Source organism: Spongiibacter nanhainus, assembly GCF_016132545.1.
Taxonomy (GTDB): Bacteria; Pseudomonadota; Gammaproteobacteria; order Pseudomonadales; family Spongiibacteraceae; genus Spongiibacter; species Spongiibacter nanhainus.
The window spans coordinates 2,305,022-2,320,732 of record NZ_CP066167.1; the positions used below are offsets into that span (position 1 = coordinate 2,305,022).

13 protein-coding genes are annotated in these 15,711 nt (G+C 58.9%); 4 read left to right on the forward strand and 9 right to left on the reverse strand.

Annotated features, from left to right (window positions below; translation table 11 throughout):
* Window positions 1–72: 72 nt before the first annotated feature.
* The 8 genes from rpsA to gyrA all read right to left on the reverse strand — a co-directional run bounded on the left by rpsA (window position 73) and on the right by gyrA (window position 11,026).
* On the reverse strand, window positions 73–1,752 hold the full coding sequence (gene rpsA / locus I6N98_RS10610; RefSeq protein WP_198568338.1) for a 30S ribosomal protein S1: 1,680 nt from the start codon (window positions 1,750–1,752) through the stop codon (window positions 73–75).
* Between the two features lie 197 nt (window positions 1,753–1,949).
* Window positions 1,950–2,633, reverse strand: a complete 684-nt coding sequence (gene cmk / locus I6N98_RS10615) for a (d)CMP kinase (protein ID WP_198568339.1) — start codon at window positions 2,631–2,633, stop codon at window positions 1,950–1,952.
* On the reverse strand, window positions 2,630–3,931 hold the full coding sequence (aroA, locus tag I6N98_RS10620; RefSeq protein ID WP_198568340.1) for a 3-phosphoshikimate 1-carboxyvinyltransferase: 1,302 nt from the start codon (window positions 3,929–3,931) through the stop codon (window positions 2,630–2,632). The genes cmk and aroA overlap by 4 nt, the downstream gene beginning before the upstream one ends.
* Before the next feature lie 17 nt (window positions 3,932–3,948).
* Window positions 3,949–4,842, reverse strand: a complete 894-nt coding sequence (locus I6N98_RS10625) for a prephenate dehydrogenase/arogenate dehydrogenase family protein (protein WP_198568341.1) — start codon at window positions 4,840–4,842, stop codon at window positions 3,949–3,951.
* The gene (gene hisC, locus I6N98_RS10630; protein WP_198568342.1) at window positions 4,839–5,951 is read right to left on the reverse strand and encodes a histidinol-phosphate transaminase; all 1,113 of its coding nucleotides are present in this window, start codon (window positions 5,949–5,951) and stop codon (window positions 4,839–4,841) included. The genes I6N98_RS10625 and hisC overlap by 4 nt, the downstream gene beginning before the upstream one ends.
* Before the next feature lie 87 nt (window positions 5,952–6,038).
* Window positions 6,039–7,211 (reverse strand): prephenate dehydratase, encoded by a 1,173-nt coding sequence (gene pheA / locus I6N98_RS10635; RefSeq protein ID WP_198568343.1) that lies wholly within the window; start codon window positions 7,209–7,211, stop codon window positions 6,039–6,041.
* A 14-nt stretch (window positions 7,212–7,225) separates the two neighbouring features.
* Entirely contained in the window at window positions 7,226–8,305 is a 1,080-nt protein-coding gene (serC, locus tag I6N98_RS10640; RefSeq protein WP_198568344.1) for a 3-phosphoserine/phosphohydroxythreonine transaminase, read from the reverse strand.
* A 57-nt stretch (window positions 8,306–8,362) separates the two neighbouring features.
* The gene (gene gyrA / locus I6N98_RS10645; RefSeq protein WP_198568345.1) at window positions 8,363–11,026 is read right to left on the reverse strand and encodes a DNA gyrase subunit A; all 2,664 of its coding nucleotides are present in this window, start codon (window positions 11,024–11,026) and stop codon (window positions 8,363–8,365) included.
* 313 nt (window positions 11,027–11,339) lie between these two features.
* Between gyrA and I6N98_RS10650 the strand changes: the two genes are divergently transcribed.
* The 4 genes from I6N98_RS10650 to I6N98_RS10665 are packed head-to-tail and all read left to right on the forward strand — an operon-like array spanning window position 11,340 to window position 14,864.
* A complete protein-coding gene (locus I6N98_RS10650; RefSeq protein WP_198568346.1) occupies window positions 11,340–12,707 on the forward strand; it encodes a TRZ/ATZ family hydrolase in 1,368 nt (455 codons plus the stop codon).
* A complete protein-coding gene (gene ubiG / locus I6N98_RS10655) occupies window positions 12,707–13,420 on the forward strand; it encodes a bifunctional 2-polyprenyl-6-hydroxyphenol methylase/3-demethylubiquinol 3-O-methyltransferase UbiG (RefSeq protein WP_198568347.1) in 714 nt (237 codons plus the stop codon). The genes I6N98_RS10650 and ubiG overlap by 1 nt, the downstream gene beginning before the upstream one ends.
* Complete coding sequence (locus tag I6N98_RS10660; protein WP_198568348.1) at window positions 13,417–14,103, forward strand: HAD family hydrolase; 687 nt, start codon at window positions 13,417–13,419, stop codon at window positions 14,101–14,103. The genes ubiG and I6N98_RS10660 overlap by 4 nt, the downstream gene beginning before the upstream one ends.
* The gene (locus I6N98_RS10665; protein ID WP_198568349.1) at window positions 14,100–14,864 is read left to right on the forward strand and encodes a YciK family oxidoreductase; all 765 of its coding nucleotides are present in this window, start codon (window positions 14,100–14,102) and stop codon (window positions 14,862–14,864) included. The genes I6N98_RS10660 and I6N98_RS10665 overlap by 4 nt, the downstream gene beginning before the upstream one ends.
* A gap of 10 nt (window positions 14,865–14,874) precedes the next feature.
* Here the strand turns inward: I6N98_RS10665 and I6N98_RS10670 are convergent, their stop codons facing one another.
* Window positions 14,875–15,636: a class I SAM-dependent methyltransferase gene (locus I6N98_RS10670; protein WP_198568350.1), complete on the reverse strand. Its 762-nt coding sequence runs from the start codon at window positions 15,634–15,636 to the stop codon at window positions 14,875–14,877.
* Between the last annotated feature and the right edge of the window lie 75 nt (window positions 15,637–15,711).

The window sequence follows — 15,711 nt, forward strand, 5'->3', positions numbered from 1 at the left end:
GCTTTTTTTTCCTGACAAGCCAAGGAGTTACGGACACCGCCGGGCGGCGGTGTCCGTTAAAACGCCGGACAATTAGTCTTTGCTGTCCATTTGCGCTTTGATCAGGTCACCGATAGTGGCAGGGGCTGCCGCTTCAGTTTCCTTCTCGCGGAGGGCTTTCACCGCTTCTTTCTCGTCGTCCATGTCTTTGGCTTTGACAGAAAGGTTCAGGCCGCGGTTTTTGCGATCGACGTTAATGATCTTAACTTCGATGCTGTCGCCTTCTTTCAGCACGTTGCGGGCGTCTTCAACGCGGTCGCGGCTGATTTCAGAGGCTTTCAACACGCCTTCAACTTCGTCGGCCAGGGTAATCACTGCACCTTTGGCATCCACCTCTTTGATGGTACCGGTAACAATGCTGCCCTTGTCGTTCAGAGACACATAGTTGGAGAACGGATCGTCTTCCAGCTGCTTGATGCCCAGAGAAATGCGCTCGCGCTCGGGGTCGATAGACAGGATGACAGTCTCAATCTCGTCGCCTTTCTTGAAGTCGCGAACGGCTTCTTCGCCGCTATCGTTCCAAGAAATGTCGGACAGGTGAACCAGGCCGTCGATGTTGCCTTCCAGGCCGATGAAGATACCGAAATCGGTGATCGACTTAATGGCGCCGGAAATCTTGTCGCCTTTAGAGTAACGAGAACCGAAGGCATCCCAAGGATTCTGCTGGCACTGTTTGATACCCAGAGAAATACGGCGACGCTCTTCGTCGATATCCAGGATCATCACCTCTACTTCGTCGCCAACCTGTACGACTTTGGAGGGGTGGATGTTTTTGTTGGTCCAATCCATTTCGGAGACGTGAACCAGACCTTCAACACCCTCTTCGATCTCGGCAAAGCAACCGTAGTCGGTAAGGTTGGTAACGGTCGCTTTAACGCGGCTGTTCTCGGGGTAACGGGTTTTGATGGCCACCCAGGGATCTTCACCCAGTTGCTTCAGACCCAGTGATACGCGGTTGCGCTCGCGGTCGAACTTGAGGATGCGAACGTCGATTTCATCGCCCACATTGACGATCTCGCTGGGATGCTTGATGCGCTTCCAAGCCATATCGGTGATGTGCAGCAGGCCGTCGATGCCGCCCAAGTCAACAAACGCACCGTAGTCGGTGAGGTTCTTGACGATACCTTTGACCACCATGCCTTCTTGCAGGGAAGCCAGCAGCGCTTCGCGCTCTTCGCTGTTGACGCTCTCCAGAACCGCGCGGCGAGATACCACCACGTTGTTGCGCTTCTGGTCCAGCTTGATAACTTTGAATTCCAGTTCTTTGTTCTCCAGGTGCGCAGTATCGCGAACCGGACGAACGTCGACCAATGAGCCGGGCAGGAAGGCACGGATGCTGTCGATGTCGACAGTGAAACCACCTTTGACCTTGCCGTTGATCATGCCAGTGACAGTCTCTTCGGCTTCGTACGCCGCTTCCAGAGTCTTCCACGCTTCGGCGCGCTTTGCTTTTTCACGTGACAGACGTGTCTCACCGAAGCCGTCTTCCACAGACTCCAATGCAACCTGGACTTCGTCACCCACTTGCAGCGAGAACTCGCCGCCTTCAGCGACAAACTGATCGCGGGGGATAACGCCCTCTGACTTCAGGCCCGCGTGAACGGTGACCCAGTCGCTGTCGATATCGATAACAACACCGGTCACGATAGAACCGGGTTTCATATCGATGGTTTTTAAACTTTCTTCAAATAGTTCAGCAAAGCTTTCGCTCATTAGTCATTTACCTAAAATGTGATGTGGCATGAGATTTAAAAAACGCCACAGTATCGCCGCACACCCAGCTTGCACGGGTCAGTTTTTAACGCTCCGGCGGTTGCCAGCTGGAATCACAACAACCAGAACACCTTACAAATTGTGTTTCGGAGATCACCGAATGCGGATCACCAACACGGGCCAGTGACCCCGGTGGCTCAAGACGCAACAAAGCGGGCTCTGGCTTCCGCCAGCACCCGTTGGTATACCTCTTCGATGCCGAGATCCGTGCTGTCCAGGATCAAAGCACCGTCGGCCGGCTTCAGGGGCGCTACTTCCCGTTGGGAATCGCGCGCGTCCCGCGCCTCTATCTCCTTTAAAAGGGCGCCGATTTTAACCTTTTCACCCTTGTCCTTCAACTGCTTGTAGCGTCGCTCGGCACGGGCCTCGGCGCTGGCGGTCAAAAACACTTTCAATCCCGCCTCCGGGAACACCACGGTGCCCATATCCCGGCCGTCGGCCACCAGGCCCGGCGATTGGGCAAAATCCCGCTGACGCTGCAACAGCGCATCCCGCACCGCCGGCACCACCGCCACTTGCGAAGCCAGGTGGCCGGTGTGTTCAGTGCGCAGGGTAACGCCTACGTCCTCCCCTTCCAACAGCACCCGGGTGGGCTGTCCCGCTTCGCCGGGAATAAATGCCACATCCAGAGCCAGCGCCAGATCTGCCAGGCCCGCGGCATAATCCAGGGCCACACCGTGCTTCTCCGCGGCCAAGCCCACCAAACGGTACAGAGCGCCGCTGTCCAGCAAATGCCAGCCCAACTCCCGGGACAGCGCCTGACACAAAGTGCCTTTGCCCGAGCCACTGGGCCCATCAATAGTGATAACCGGCGCGGTCACTCTGCGACCTCCAGGTTCATGCCGACTTTGGTAGCCAGTTCAACAAAATTGGGGAAGGAGGTCGCCACATTGTCGCAACCCTCAATGACAATGGGGCCCTTTGCTCGCAGCGACGCGACGGCAAAGGACATGGCGATGCGGTGATCGTGGTGGCTGTATACCGTGCCCTCTCCCAGCTCGCCGCCTTGAATGGCAATACCGTCCGGGGTGGGTTGGGCATCGATACCCAAGGTAGCCAGTCCCTCCGCCATCACCTGAATGCGGTCACTTTCCTTCACCCGCAACTCCTCGGCGCCGGTGAGTACCGTTTGCCCTGAGGCGCAGGACGCGGCGACAAACAGCACGGGAAACTCATCTATCGCCAGCGGCACCAGATGCTCGGGAATATCAATACCCTTCAGCGCAGCGTGGCGCACCCGGATATCCGCCACCGGCTCACCGCCCACCTCGCGGTGGTTGAGCAAGGTGATATCGGCCCCCATGGCCTTGAGAATATCGATTACCCCGGTACGGGTGGGGTTGACACCGACATGCTCCAGCGTCAGGTCGGCGCCGGGGGTAATGCTAGCCGCCACCATAAAAAAGGCGGCCGAGGAAATATCAGCGGGCACATCGATATGCACGCCCTGGAGCCTGCCACCGCCCTGCAGGCGGGCTGTGGCGCCCTTCACCTCAACCGGGTAACCAAAGCCTCGCAGCATTCGCTCGCTGTGATCCCGGGTTGGCGCTGGCTCGGTGGTGGAGGTCTCCCCCTCGGCATACAGTCCCGCCAGCAAGACACAGGATTTCACCTGGGCACTGGCCATGGGCAGATCGTAGTGAATGCCCTTGAGCTGTTGACCGCCCCGCAGGGTCAGCGGCGGCCGACCGCCCTCAGCGGTTTCCACCACGGCGCCCATCATTCGCAGCGGGGCCGCCACCCGCTCCATGGGGCGCTTAGTCAGGGACTCATCGCCAGTCATCGTCACATCGAAGGCTTGGCCGGCCAGCAGCCCCGCCAACAAGCGCATTGAGGTGCCCGAGTTACCTACGTAGATATCTTCGCTGGGAGCTTGCAAGCCGTCCCGCCCCACACCGTGGATCACCACCCGGCCATTTTCCGGGCCTTCAATCACCACACCCAGCGCACGAAAGGCCTTAAGGGTACACAGGGCATCCTCTCCTTCGAGAAAACCGTCTACCGTGGTCACACCATCGGCAATGGCCCCCAACATAATGGAGCGATGAGAGATGGATTTGTCGCCGGGAACCCGAACCTGGCCCTCGACCTGGCCGCCGGCCTTTGCAATAAATTTCACGTTGAAGTCTCAATTAATCAGGATTTGTCGTTGCGATTTGCTGGTCGGTACTGACCGAGAAAGTGTTGATCTCGGGCCGCTTTGGCGCGGGTAAATACGGTGGTAATCGCCTCGCTGTCGCCGTCGGCAATGGCAGCCCGCACTCCTGCCAGGTGGGCCGTAAAGTCATCAATGCCTTGTAAAATAGCATCGCGATTGGCCAGGGCAATATCGTGCCACATTTTCGGATCGCTGGAGGCAATACGGGTAAAGTCCCGGAAGCCCCCCGCCGCAAAACGAAATATCTCTGCGGCGTCGCCGTTGGCTGCAAGAGCATCGACCAGCGTGTAGGCCAGCACATGGGGCAAATGGCTGGTCGCCGCCAACACCACATCGTGGTGCTCCACCGACATGGCCACCACCTCAGCACCGGCGGTTTCCCACATTGCGCGAACTTTGTTTAGCGCGGCCTCAGAGGTTGAGGGCAGCGGCGTCAGGATCACCCGATGATCCCGAAACAAATCCACCTTTGCCGCCTCGACACCGCTCTGCTCAGACCCGGCTATGGGGTGCCCAAGCACGATGTTGGCAGGCACTTCGCCAAACACCCGCTCGGCGGCATCGCGGATATTACCTTTAACACTGGCCACATCCGTGACCACCATCTGCGGCTCCAGCAAGGGCGCCAAATCCGACAGCACCTGCTCAGCCACCAGTGTCGGCGTGGCCACCAGCACCATATCGGCACCTTTTACCGCCTCGGCCAGATCCAGTGTCCAGTGGTCAATGACCCCGAGGGCCTGGCCTTTTTCCAGGGAGGCGCTACGCCGACCGGTCGCCCAAACTTCGCCCACTGCCTGTTGCTGCTTGAGCGCCTGAGCGAGGGAGCCCCCCATCAGGCCCAGGCCGATAATGGTCAGCTTATTAATCATGAACGCGGCTCGTTTAACACTGCCGACAGCGCCTCCAGGCAACGGGCATTTTCCTGCTCCAGGCCCACGGTAATACGCAAATGCTTGGGCATCTCATAAACGCCCACTGGGCGGGCAATCACACCCTGCTCCAACAAGGCTTGGTAATACGGTCCCGCCCGGCCCGGCATCGCCACAGCGATAAAATTCCCCACCGAGGGGATCACATCCAGCCCCAGCTTGCTCAGCCCTTCACCCAACTGGATCATGCCCCGACGATTCACGTCGAGACTGCGAGCCAGGTAATCGCTATCGTTGAGGGCCGCTTCCGCCGCCGCCAGCGCCATACTGTTGACGTTGAATGGCGCTCTGACCCGGTTTAACAGATCGGCCACGTCGGGATGACTGATGGCATACCCCACCCGCAGACCAGCCAGCCCATACGCTTTAGAGAAGGTGCGGGTCACCACCAGATTGGGATAATCCGCCATTAACTCAACACCATCCGGGTAGTCGGCCTCCTCCACGTACTCAGCGTAGGCTTCATCCAGCACCACGATGACATTGTCCGGGACCTGCGCCAGAAAGTGTCGGACATCTTGCTCTGTCAGCCAGGTGCCGGTGGGGTTGTTGGGATTGGCGATAAAGACCAGACGGGTATCGCTGTCGATGGCCTCCGCCATGGCCTGGAGATCGTGGCCCCAGGATTGCGCCGGCGTCACGATCGCCCTTGCCCCCGCCGCCTGAACGGCAATGGGATAAACCACAAAGGCGTGCTGGGAGTAGACCGCTGATGAGTCACCGTCCAGGAATACCCTCGCCAGCAAATCCAGCACATCGTTGGAGCCATTGCCCAACGTCAGTTGTTCGGGCTGTACGCCCAGCTTGGCGGACAGGCTGGTCTTGAGTCGATAACCGCTGGCATCGGGATAGAGATGGAGGCCATTCATCGCCGCCCGGCAGGCGTCGAGAGCACTCTGCGGTGGACCCAGGGGATTTTCATTGCTGGCCAACTTGACCACATTGCTGAGACCCAGCTCCCGCTCCAGCTCCTCGATGGGTTTACCGGGCTGGTAGGGGCTCAGGCCCTGAATACCGCTGTTTGCCAGGTCGATAAAATCGCAGCTCAACTCACTGATTCCTCTGTTTTGCGCCCATATTTTTGCCTGCTTATTCCCGGTGACCCAAGAATTCTGGGTATCCAGGGGCGCGCTGCGCTACAACGCGGCCTTGGGGTAGGAGCCGAGAATCTTGCACATCACCGACCGGTCAGCCAGCTCTTTCAGAATGGCGGCTATCTCCGGGTCGTCGCGATGCCCCTCAAACTCGATAAAAAACACGTAGGTCCAGGTCTCGGTTCTGGACGGCCGGGTATCAATGCGGGTCAGCATCACATTGGCGCGCTGAAAGGGCTCAAGCAAATTAAACAATGCACCCGGGCGATTGTTGGCAGACACCACAATGGAGGTTTTATCCCGGCCACTGGCCTGGACCCCTTCTTTTCCGATGACTAAAAAACGCGTGGTGTTGTCGGGTCGATCTTCAATATCGCTGGCCACTTTGGCCAAGTTATATTGCTGGGCTGCCAAGTCACCGGCAATGGCTGCCGTGCCGCTTTCGCCGGCGGCAATACGAGCCGCCTCGCCATTACTGCTAACCGCCACCCGCTCGACGTTGGGGAAGTTGGCATCCAACCAAAGGCGGCTTTGCGCCAGCGCCTGCTGGTGGGCACAAATGCGCTTAATATCCTGGCTGTCACCACCGGCGACCAACAAGTGCAAGCGCACCCGCAGCTCCACCTCACCGCAAATTTGCAGCGACGAGTTCATAAAGGCATCCAGGGTGTGGCTAACCATGCCCTCGGTAGAGTTCTCTACCGGCACCACCCCGTAGTTACACTGCCCCGACTCCACCTGGGTAAACACCTGATCCACCGTCGTCTGGGGCACGCTGATAACGGCATGGCCAAAATGCTTGAGAGCCGCCGCCTGGGTAAAAGTCCCCTCGGGGCCCAGATAAGCGACTTCCATAGGCTTTTCCAGGGCCAGGCAAGCCGACATGATTTCCCGGAAAATAAAGGCCACGGTATCGTCCGACAAGGGCCCGGTATTGGCCGCCTTCACCCGTTCTAGCACCTGCGCCTCACGCTCCGGTCGGTAAAACAGCAACTGTTGGGCACTGCTGCTGTCGCTGCCAGTTTCAAAGCTCTGGGCCGCTTCAAACTCCCGGGTTTTGACCTCGGCCACTTGCTGAGCACACTGGGCCCGGCGATTCAAAAGAGCGTGAATCTGACTGTCGATGCTGTCGATATCGGCCCGCAGACTGTCTAACGTCACCGCCGACGAATCTTGTCCTGGGCCTGAATCTGAACCGGAGGCAGATTTAGACATGTTGCATCCCCCACTCAACCATGACGTTGGGCAAAGTCCTTCATGTAATCGATCAATGCGTCCACCGCCGCCTCGGGCACGGCGTTATAGATACTGGCCCGCATACCGCCAACAGAGCGGTGACCTTTTAAGTTGAGCAGGCCGGCTTCATCAGCGCCACTCAGGAAAGTTTTGTCCAGACTGCTGTCAGCCAGCACAAAGGGCACATTCATCAACGAGCGGCTGGGTTTCTCAACCGGGTTGCTGTAGAAGCCGCTGTCGTCGATATAGCCGTAGAGCTTGTCGGCCTTGCGACGGTTCAGGGTTTCCATGGCCGTCAAACCACCCTGCTCTTTTAACCACTTGAACACCAGACCGGCCAGATACCAGGAAAAAGTCGGCGGTGTGTTGTACATGGAGTCGTTATCGGCGGCGGTCTGGTAGTCCAACATCGTGGGCGTAATATCCCGCGACTGGCCCATCAGCTCCTTGCGCACAATCACAATGGTCAGGCCGGCGGGGCCAATATTCTTTTGCGCGCCGGCGTAGATCACACCGAATTTATTGACATCAATGGGGCGCGACAGAATCGTTGAGGACATATCCGCCACCAGTGGCGCGTTGCTATCCGGCGTCCAGAAAAACTCCACACCACCAATGGTTTCATTGGGGGTGTAGTGGAGATACTTGGCATTGTCGCTGAGCTGCCAGCTGTCGAAAGCCGGAATCGTCGAGAAGTTGCTGTCCTCTGAGCTGGCAACCACGTTAACCTGAGCAAAGCGCTTGGCTTCTTTGATGGCTTTTTTAGACCATTGCCCGGTATTGACGTAATCCACCACATCGCCCTGGGCACAGAGGTTCAAGGGCACCGCGGAGAATTGGCTGCTGGCGCCCCCCTGGACGAACAGCACGGCGTAGTCGTCGGAGATGCCCAACAACTCCCGCAGGTCGGCCTCGGCCGCGTTGGCGATACCCACCATTTCATCGGAGCGGTGACTCATCTCCATCACCGACAGGCCGCGCCCCTGCCAATCCAGCAAATCCTGTTGCGCTTGGCTCAGTACAGCCTCGGGCAGGGCCGCTGGCCCCGCGCAAAAATTAAACCGACGTGACATTGCTTTTAACTTCTCCAATAAATAGTAATAACAATATGTTAGCGCAGCATTCTTACATTAATCTTGAGGCTGATCTGGTGCGCCATCCTCGCCGCCGGCGGTATCGCCTTCGCTGCTGGGCGCGCCTTCAACGTCACTTTCAAGACCGCCTTCGACGCTGTCTCCGGCCAGTTCTTCCACCACCTCGTCGACATCGGATTCTGCCACCCGCTGCACGCCAACCAAGTGCTCTTCTTCCCGCAAGCGAATCACCCGTACACCCTGAGTATTGCGGCTAAGCAGGGAGACTTCGTCAGTGCGGGTACGGACCAAAGTGCCCTGATCGGTGATCAACATCAGATCGTCGCCCTCGAAAACCTGAACGGCGCCCACCAGCGCGCCGTTGCGCTCGCTGATCGCCATGGCGATAACACCGCGATTGCCCCGGCCTTTACAGGGGAACTCCTCGACCGGCGTGCGTTTACCGTAGCCATTCTCGGAGACCGTCAACACCCGGCCCTCTTCTTTGGGGATAATCATGGCGATAACCCGCTGCCCTTCGTCCATACGCACACCGCGAACACCCCGGGCGGTACGGCCCATGGCCCGCACGTCGCTCTCGGCAAAGCGAGCTGCCTTACCGCCGCTAGTGAGCAGCATCACGTCGTTGCTGCCGTGGGTGATGGCGGTACTGATCAGTACGTCGCCCTCGTCCAGGTCCAGCGCGATCAGCCCCACACTGCGGGGCCGTGAGAAGGCCTCCAACGGGGTCTTTTTGACCGTACCGTTAGCGGTGGCCATAAAGATAAAGTAACCCTCGGTGTACTCGTGCACCGGCAGAATCGAGGTAATGCGCTCGCCCTCGTCCAGCGGCAGCAGGTTGACCATGGGCCGGCCGCGGGAGTTTCGCCCCGCCACAGGGATTTGATAAACCTTGAGCCAGTAGACTTTGCCGATGTTACTGAAGCACAAAATCGTGTCGTGGGTATTGGCCACCAGCAGGTGTTCGACAAAATCCTCTTCTTTCACAGCGGTTGCCGACTTGCCCATTCCCCCCCGGCGCTGGGCCTGATAACTGTCCAGCGGCTGGGATTTGGCGTAACCGCCATTGGAGATGGTGACCACCCGCTCCTCTTCCGGAATCAGGTCTTCGTGGGTCAAATCCAACTGCGAGGCAACGATCTCAGTACGGCGGTCATCGCCGTAGTCGTTAACGACCGCTGCCAGCTCTTCACGGATAACGCCCAGCAACTGGTCGTAGTCGGAGAGAATTTCCAGGTAGCGGGCGATTTCCTGCAGTTTTTCCTGGTATTCGGCCAGCAGTTTTTCGTGCTCCAGGCCAGTCAGTTTTTGCAAGCGCAAATCCAGAATCGCCTGAACCTGGGCAGGGGACAGCCAGTAGGCTCCCTCACGCACACCGTATTGCTCTTCCAGCTCATCCGGGCGACAGGCATTTTCGCCAGCCCGCTCCAACATGGCACTGACGTCGCCAGCTTGCCAGCCCCGGGCCAGCAGGTTGTCCTTGGCTTCCTGGGTGGTCGCCGAGGCTTTGATCGTAGCGATGACCTCATCGATATTGGCAATGGCGACTGCCAGGCCTTCCAGCACATGGCCGCGCTCCCGGGCCTTACGCAACAGGTACACGGTACGACGGGTGACCACTTCCCGACGGTGGCGGATAAAGTATTCCAGCAGCTCTTTAAGATTGAGAATCCGTGGCTGGTTATCCACCAAGGCGACGATATTGATGCCAAACACGTTCTGCATCTGGGTTTGGGCGTAGAGGTTGTTCAGCACCACTTCGCCGCTTTCGCCCCGCTTGAGCTCAATGACGACGCGCAGCCCTTCTTTATCGGACTCATCGCGCAGCTCAGAAATACCTTCAATCTTCTTGTCTTTTACCAGTTCGGCGATTTTTTCGATCAATCGCGCCTTGTTCACCTGATAAGGCAATTCGGTGATGATGATGGTGTCTTTGTTGGTCTTGTCGTTCTCAATGACCTCGGCCCGGGCCCGCACGTAGATTCGGCCGCGACCGGTGCGGTAGGCGTCCACAATCCCCGCCCGACCATTGATAATGCCGGCAGTGGGAAAATCCGGCCCGGGAATATGCTCCATAAGCGCATCGACGTCGATATCCGGGTCGTCCAGCAGTGCCAGACAGCCATTGACCACTTCCGTCAGATTGTGAGGCGGGATATTGGTGGCCATCCCCACCGCGATGCCTGAGGAGCCGTTGATCAGCAGGTTGGGGACCTTGGTGGGCAGAACTGCGGGAATCTGCTCGGTGCCGTCGTAGTTGGGCACCCAGTCCACGGTTTCCTTATCCAGGTCCGCCAGTAGCTCGTGGGACAGCTTCTGCATGCGGATTTCGGTATAACGCATCGCCGCCGCGTTATCGCCGTCAATGGAGCCGAAGTTACCCTGACCGTCTACCAGCATGTAGCGCAGCGAAAACGGCTGAGCCATCCGTACAATGGTGTCGTAGACCGCAGAGTCGCCGTGGGGGTGGTATTTACCGATCACGTCCCCCACCACCCTGGCGGATTTTTTGTAGGCTTTGTTCCAGTCGTTGCTGAGCTCGTTCATCGCGAACAATACCCGGCGGTGTACTGGCTTGAGGCCATCGCGGACATCGGGCAGTGCCCGGCCGACGATAACGCTCATGGCATAGTCGAGGTAGGACTGTTTTAGCTCGTCCTCAATGTTTACCGGCAGGATTTCTTTTGCTAGTTCGGCCATTAACGGAGGGCTTCCTTATTGTGCTACGCGCCGCTGTCACAGCCTGTAACGACGCAAAAACCAATGCCATTGCCAGAGTCGGTCACAACGTTGGCGGGGCAAAGAAATAAAAGCGAAATAATATCACATCAGCGCCCCCCTGAGACAGTTTAAAATCGCCTTAAATCAAGCCACTACCCTGCCGCCACCCCCGCCAGCGCCGGCGGCCGACGCCGCCGTTTTAGCGCGAATCTTTACATCCATTCGCCACGTATTTACAGGTATACTTGCCGCTTTGTGAGCCAGTGAACACGCGTCAGGAGTCCCACTGCCCATGTCCGCACCAGACCGGGAGGCAACACACGCCAACCCTATCGACAGTATCGAGCAGCCTGTCGATACGCTGATCTTCGCCCGCTGGGTGCTGCCCGTGACGCCGGGCTGCCCGGTGCTGGATAACCACGCGGTTGCGGTCACCAATGGCACCATCGTGGCAGTGCTGCCCGCGGATCGGGCCACCAACATCGCCGCAGGCGAAGTGTTACAGCTCAACCACCAAGTACTGATGCCCGGGCTGATCAACGCCCACGGCCACGCCGCCATGACCCTATTTCGCGGCATGGCCGACGATTACCCTCTCCAAACCTGGTTGAACGAGCACATTTGGCCCGCCGAAGGAAAACACGTCAGCGAGGACTTCGTTCGCGATGGGGCTGGGCTGGCCATGGCGGAGATGATCCGCAGCGGCACCACCACCTTCAGCGATATGTATTTTTTCCCCGAAGTTACCGCCGAGGTCGCTCGCCAATGCGGCATGCGGGCGCAACTGGCGTTCCCGATATTCGACTTTCCCAGTGCCTGGGGTAGCGGCCCCGAGGATTACTTCCGCAAAGGTTTGGCGCTGCGTGACGAGCACAAGCACAGCGAATTGATCAATATCGCCTTTGGCCCCCACGCGCCCTACACAGTCGGCGACGAGGCGCTGAGTAAAGTGGTCACCCTGGCCGCCGAGTTGGACGCCCATATCCACATCCATTTACACGAGACCGACCACGAGGTGGAGGAAGCCCTGCGTCAAACCGGCGTGCGCCCCGTCCAGCGCCTGGCCAATCTCGGGCTGCTGGGCCCCAAAACCCAGTGCGTGCACGTATGCAGTCTGAATGACGAAGACATCGAAACCTTGGCCAGCCACAACAGCCACGTTGTGCACTGCCCGGAGTCCAATTTAAAGCTGGCCAGCGGCTTTACCCCAGTGGAAAAGCTCCGCGCTACCGGTATTAACCTGGCATTGGGCACGGACGGCGCTGCCAGCAACAATGACTTGGATATGTTCGGCGAGATGCGCACCGCGGCAATACTGGCCAAGGCGGTGGCCGCCAACGCCGCTGCCCTGCCGGATACCGCCGCGCTGGAGATGGCCACCCTGGGCGGCGCTCGGGCACTGGGCATCGACCACCTGGTGGGCAGTCTGGAAGCGGGGAAACAAGCCGATATCATCGCTGTGGATTTGTCCGGCATTGCCCACCAGCCGGTCTACACGCCGGTGTCACAGCTGGTTTACAGCCAGGTCAGCCACGCCGTGCGGCACAGCTGGATCAAGGGTCGCCGAGTGCTGGACAATGGCGAATTGACCAGCCTAGATAGTCGCGACCTCATCGAGCGGGCGGAGCACTGGCGCAGCGCTATTAACGGAGAGAATTAATGCAACAACAGAACGTCGACCCGGCGGAAATCGCCAAGTTTGAAGAGCTCGCCAGCCGCTGGTGGGATCGCAATAGTGAGTTCAAGCCACTGCACGAAATCAACCCGCTGCGGGTCAACTACATCGACCAGCGCTCCCCCCTGGCAGAGCAGCGGGTGCTGGATGTAGGCTGTGGCGGCGGCATTCTCTCCGAAGCCATGGCGCTGCGGGGCGCCAAGGTGACCGGCATCGACATGGGTGAAGCGCCACTGGGCGTTGCGCGCCTGCATCAGCTGGAAAGCGGTGCCAAGGTGGACTATTTCCAGACCACTGCAGAGGAACTGGCAGAGGATCAACCCGGCTTCTACGACGTGGTGACCTGCCTGGAGATGCTGGAACACGTTCCCAACCCCGCCTCGGTAATCCGCGCCTGCGCGACCCTGTGCAAGCCGGGTGGGGATTTGTATTTCTCCACCATCAACCGCAACCCCAAGTCCTTCGCCTTTGCCATCCTCGGCGCCGAATACGTGTTGCAACTCTTGCCCAAGGGCACCCACGAGTACCGCAAATTTATTCGCCCCTCGGAACTGAGCGGCTGGATTCGCGAGAATGACCTGCGACTGGAAGATATGACCGGACTGACCTACAACCCCATCACCCGGCAGTACCGCCTCAACGATCGGGATGTGGACGTCAACTACATGGTCCACGTCAAAAAGCCGGCCAGCTCATGATATTGAAAGCGGTACTTTTTGATCTGGACGGCACACTGCTGGATACCGCGGCGGACTTCACTACCGTGCTCAACACCCTGCTTCAGCAGCACGGTCGCCCGACCGTTGACTACCACCGGGTACGGCAGACCGTCTCAGACGGCGCCCGCGCCGTGGTGTCGATGGGCTTTGAGCAGGATATCGAGTCCCCCGGCTTTGACACTTTGCTGCAATCCTTCCTGGACGCCTACGCCCAGCATCTGGCGGTAGGCACTACCCTGTTTCCCGGTATGGCGGAGCAGCTGACCGAGATCGAAAACCGCGGCATGCAATGGGGCATCGTCACCAACAAGCCCGCGCGCTTCACCGAACCCTTGCTTGAAGCACTGGAATTAAAGCAGCGCTGCGCCACCGCCATTTGCCCCGATCACGTCAGCAATCGCAAGCCTCACCCCGAGCCAATTTACCTGGCCTGCCAGCAACTCGGTGTGCACCCCCGCAACGCCATTTACCTGGGTGACCACCGCCGGGATATCGACGCCGGTCGCAACGCCGGTATGCCCACCGTCGCCTGCCGCTACGGCTATATTCACGATGGTGACAACATCGAAGACTGGGGCGCAGATTACATTCTTAGTCACGCCGCCGACCTCACCCCACTAATGGATCAACTCACTACTCTGGAGACCACGACCCAGCCATGACCGAGCCCCTCACCGTACCCGCCGACTTTAGCCCCGCCGACGATTGCCTGAAGGACAAAGTCATTTTGGTCACCGGCGCCGGCGACGGCATTGGTCGCGCCGCCGCTCTGGCCTTTGCCAAGCGCGGCGCCACCGTGATTTTGCTGGGTCGAACCATAGAAAAGCTGGAGGCGGTCTACGATGAGATCGAAGCGTCGGGCGGGCCGACACCGGCCATCTACCCCTTGCACTTGCGAGGCGCTTGCGCCGAAGACTACCAACAGTTGGCGGCAACTCTGGAGCAGGAATTCGGCAAATTGGACGGCTTGCTGCACAACGCCAGTGAACTGGGCCAACGCCGCACCATCGCCCAGACCACACCCGACAGCTGGAACGAGGTGATTCAGGTTAATCTCACCGCGGGCTTCCTGCTTACCCAAGCCCTGCTGCCCCTACTAGCCCAGGCCGAGGCAGGCTCTATTGTTTTCACATCGTCGTCGGTGGGACGCAAAGGGCGAGCTTTTTGGGGCGCGTATTCGGTGTCCAAGTTTGGCACTGAAGGCCTGATGCAGATATTGGCCGATGAGGAATTCGACCTCAATGGCACTCGGGTCAACAGCATTAATCCCGGCGCCACCAACACCACCATGCGCCGCACCGCTTATCCCGGTGAAAACCCCAGTAGCAACCCCGACCCCGCCGACATCATGCCGGTATACCTCTACCTGATGAGCGATGCCAGCCGCGAGGTCAACGGCCAGGCCTTTAACGCCCAATCTTAAACTCGGTGGGCTACTTTGGTGGCATCGCCTTGATGGGGTAAACATCAAAGCGCAGTGCCTTCCCCGTGACCGCAAACTGCGGCGGCATCCCCGCCAGCCAGGGCGCCCTTGCCGGGCGTTTGACCACTACCCGATGCCGGGCCTCGGCCAGGGCCGCCGGCAGCAAACTATCGCTGTCATCATCGGGGCCCACCAGGTCGTGGAATATTTGCATGGCCTTTTTCACCTGCGCCGACTTTTTGCTCTCGGGGAACATCGGATCCAGGTAAATCAAATCGAAGGGTTTATCTTTGACGGTCGCCGAGGGCCACTCTCCTTCCAGAATCCGCATACGTGTTGCGATTTCCGCCACTGAGCTATCGCTCTTAGCCCTCTCCAGCCCATCTTTTAGCAGCGCGGCCACCACCGGATGACGCTCGCACAGGGTGACCTCCGCACCGTAAGACGCCAACAGTAAGCTATCCCGCCCCAGCCCCGCTGTTGCATCGAGAACAGACAGTCCAGGACGGCGACCACCAATCGCCTTTAGCAACATTTCTCTACCCGGCTGCCGTTGCTGCCACTGAGCGGCGAAGTCCACCGCCATGGGTTTCTCTCGGCGGCCATCGCCGCGGCCAATGACCAGCTGACCATCGTCGTAAAACAGATAGCAGCCAGCCGCTTCGCGCTGTTCAATACAGTCAATTTTTAACGCACGAGCCAAGGCCGCTGCACGGGAATCGCCATCGGGATTCCATACCTTTGGGCCATGCTCAGGGGGTGTAGGGGCCAACAAAAAAACGCCTCAGCTGACTAGCTTGAAGGCGTCATAGTAGTGGATCGGCCGACGTCTGACGAGACAAAAGCC

What these genes read in the sequence shown, in the direction of transcription:
- rpsA (WP_198568338.1), bottom strand. Translation starts at nt 1,752, where the DNA reads ATGAGCGAAAGCTTTGCTGAACTATTTGAAGAAAGTTTAAAAACCATC.
- I6N98_RS10625 (WP_198568341.1), bottom strand. Translation starts at nt 4,842, where the DNA reads ATGATTAATAAGCTGACCATTATCGGCCTGGGCCTGATGGGGGGCTCC.
- pheA (WP_198568343.1), bottom strand. Translation starts at nt 7,211, where the DNA reads ATGTCTAAATCTGCCTCCGGTTCAGATTCAGGCCCAGGACAAGATTCG.
- serC (WP_198568344.1), bottom strand. Translation starts at nt 8,305, where the DNA reads ATGTCACGTCGGTTTAATTTTTGCGCGGGGCCAGCGGCCCTGCCCGAG.
- gyrA (WP_198568345.1), bottom strand. Translation starts at nt 11,026, where the DNA reads ATGGCCGAACTAGCAAAAGAAATCCTGCCGGTAAACATTGAGGACGAG.
- I6N98_RS10650 (WP_198568346.1), top strand. Translation starts at nt 11,340, where the DNA reads ATGTCCGCACCAGACCGGGAGGCAACACACGCCAACCCTATCGACAGT.
- ubiG (WP_198568347.1), top strand. Translation starts at nt 12,707, where the DNA reads ATGCAACAACAGAACGTCGACCCGGCGGAAATCGCCAAGTTTGAAGAG.
- I6N98_RS10660 (WP_198568348.1), top strand. Translation starts at nt 13,417, where the DNA reads ATGATATTGAAAGCGGTACTTTTTGATCTGGACGGCACACTGCTGGAT.
- I6N98_RS10665 (WP_198568349.1), top strand. Translation starts at nt 14,100, where the DNA reads ATGACCGAGCCCCTCACCGTACCCGCCGACTTTAGCCCCGCCGACGAT.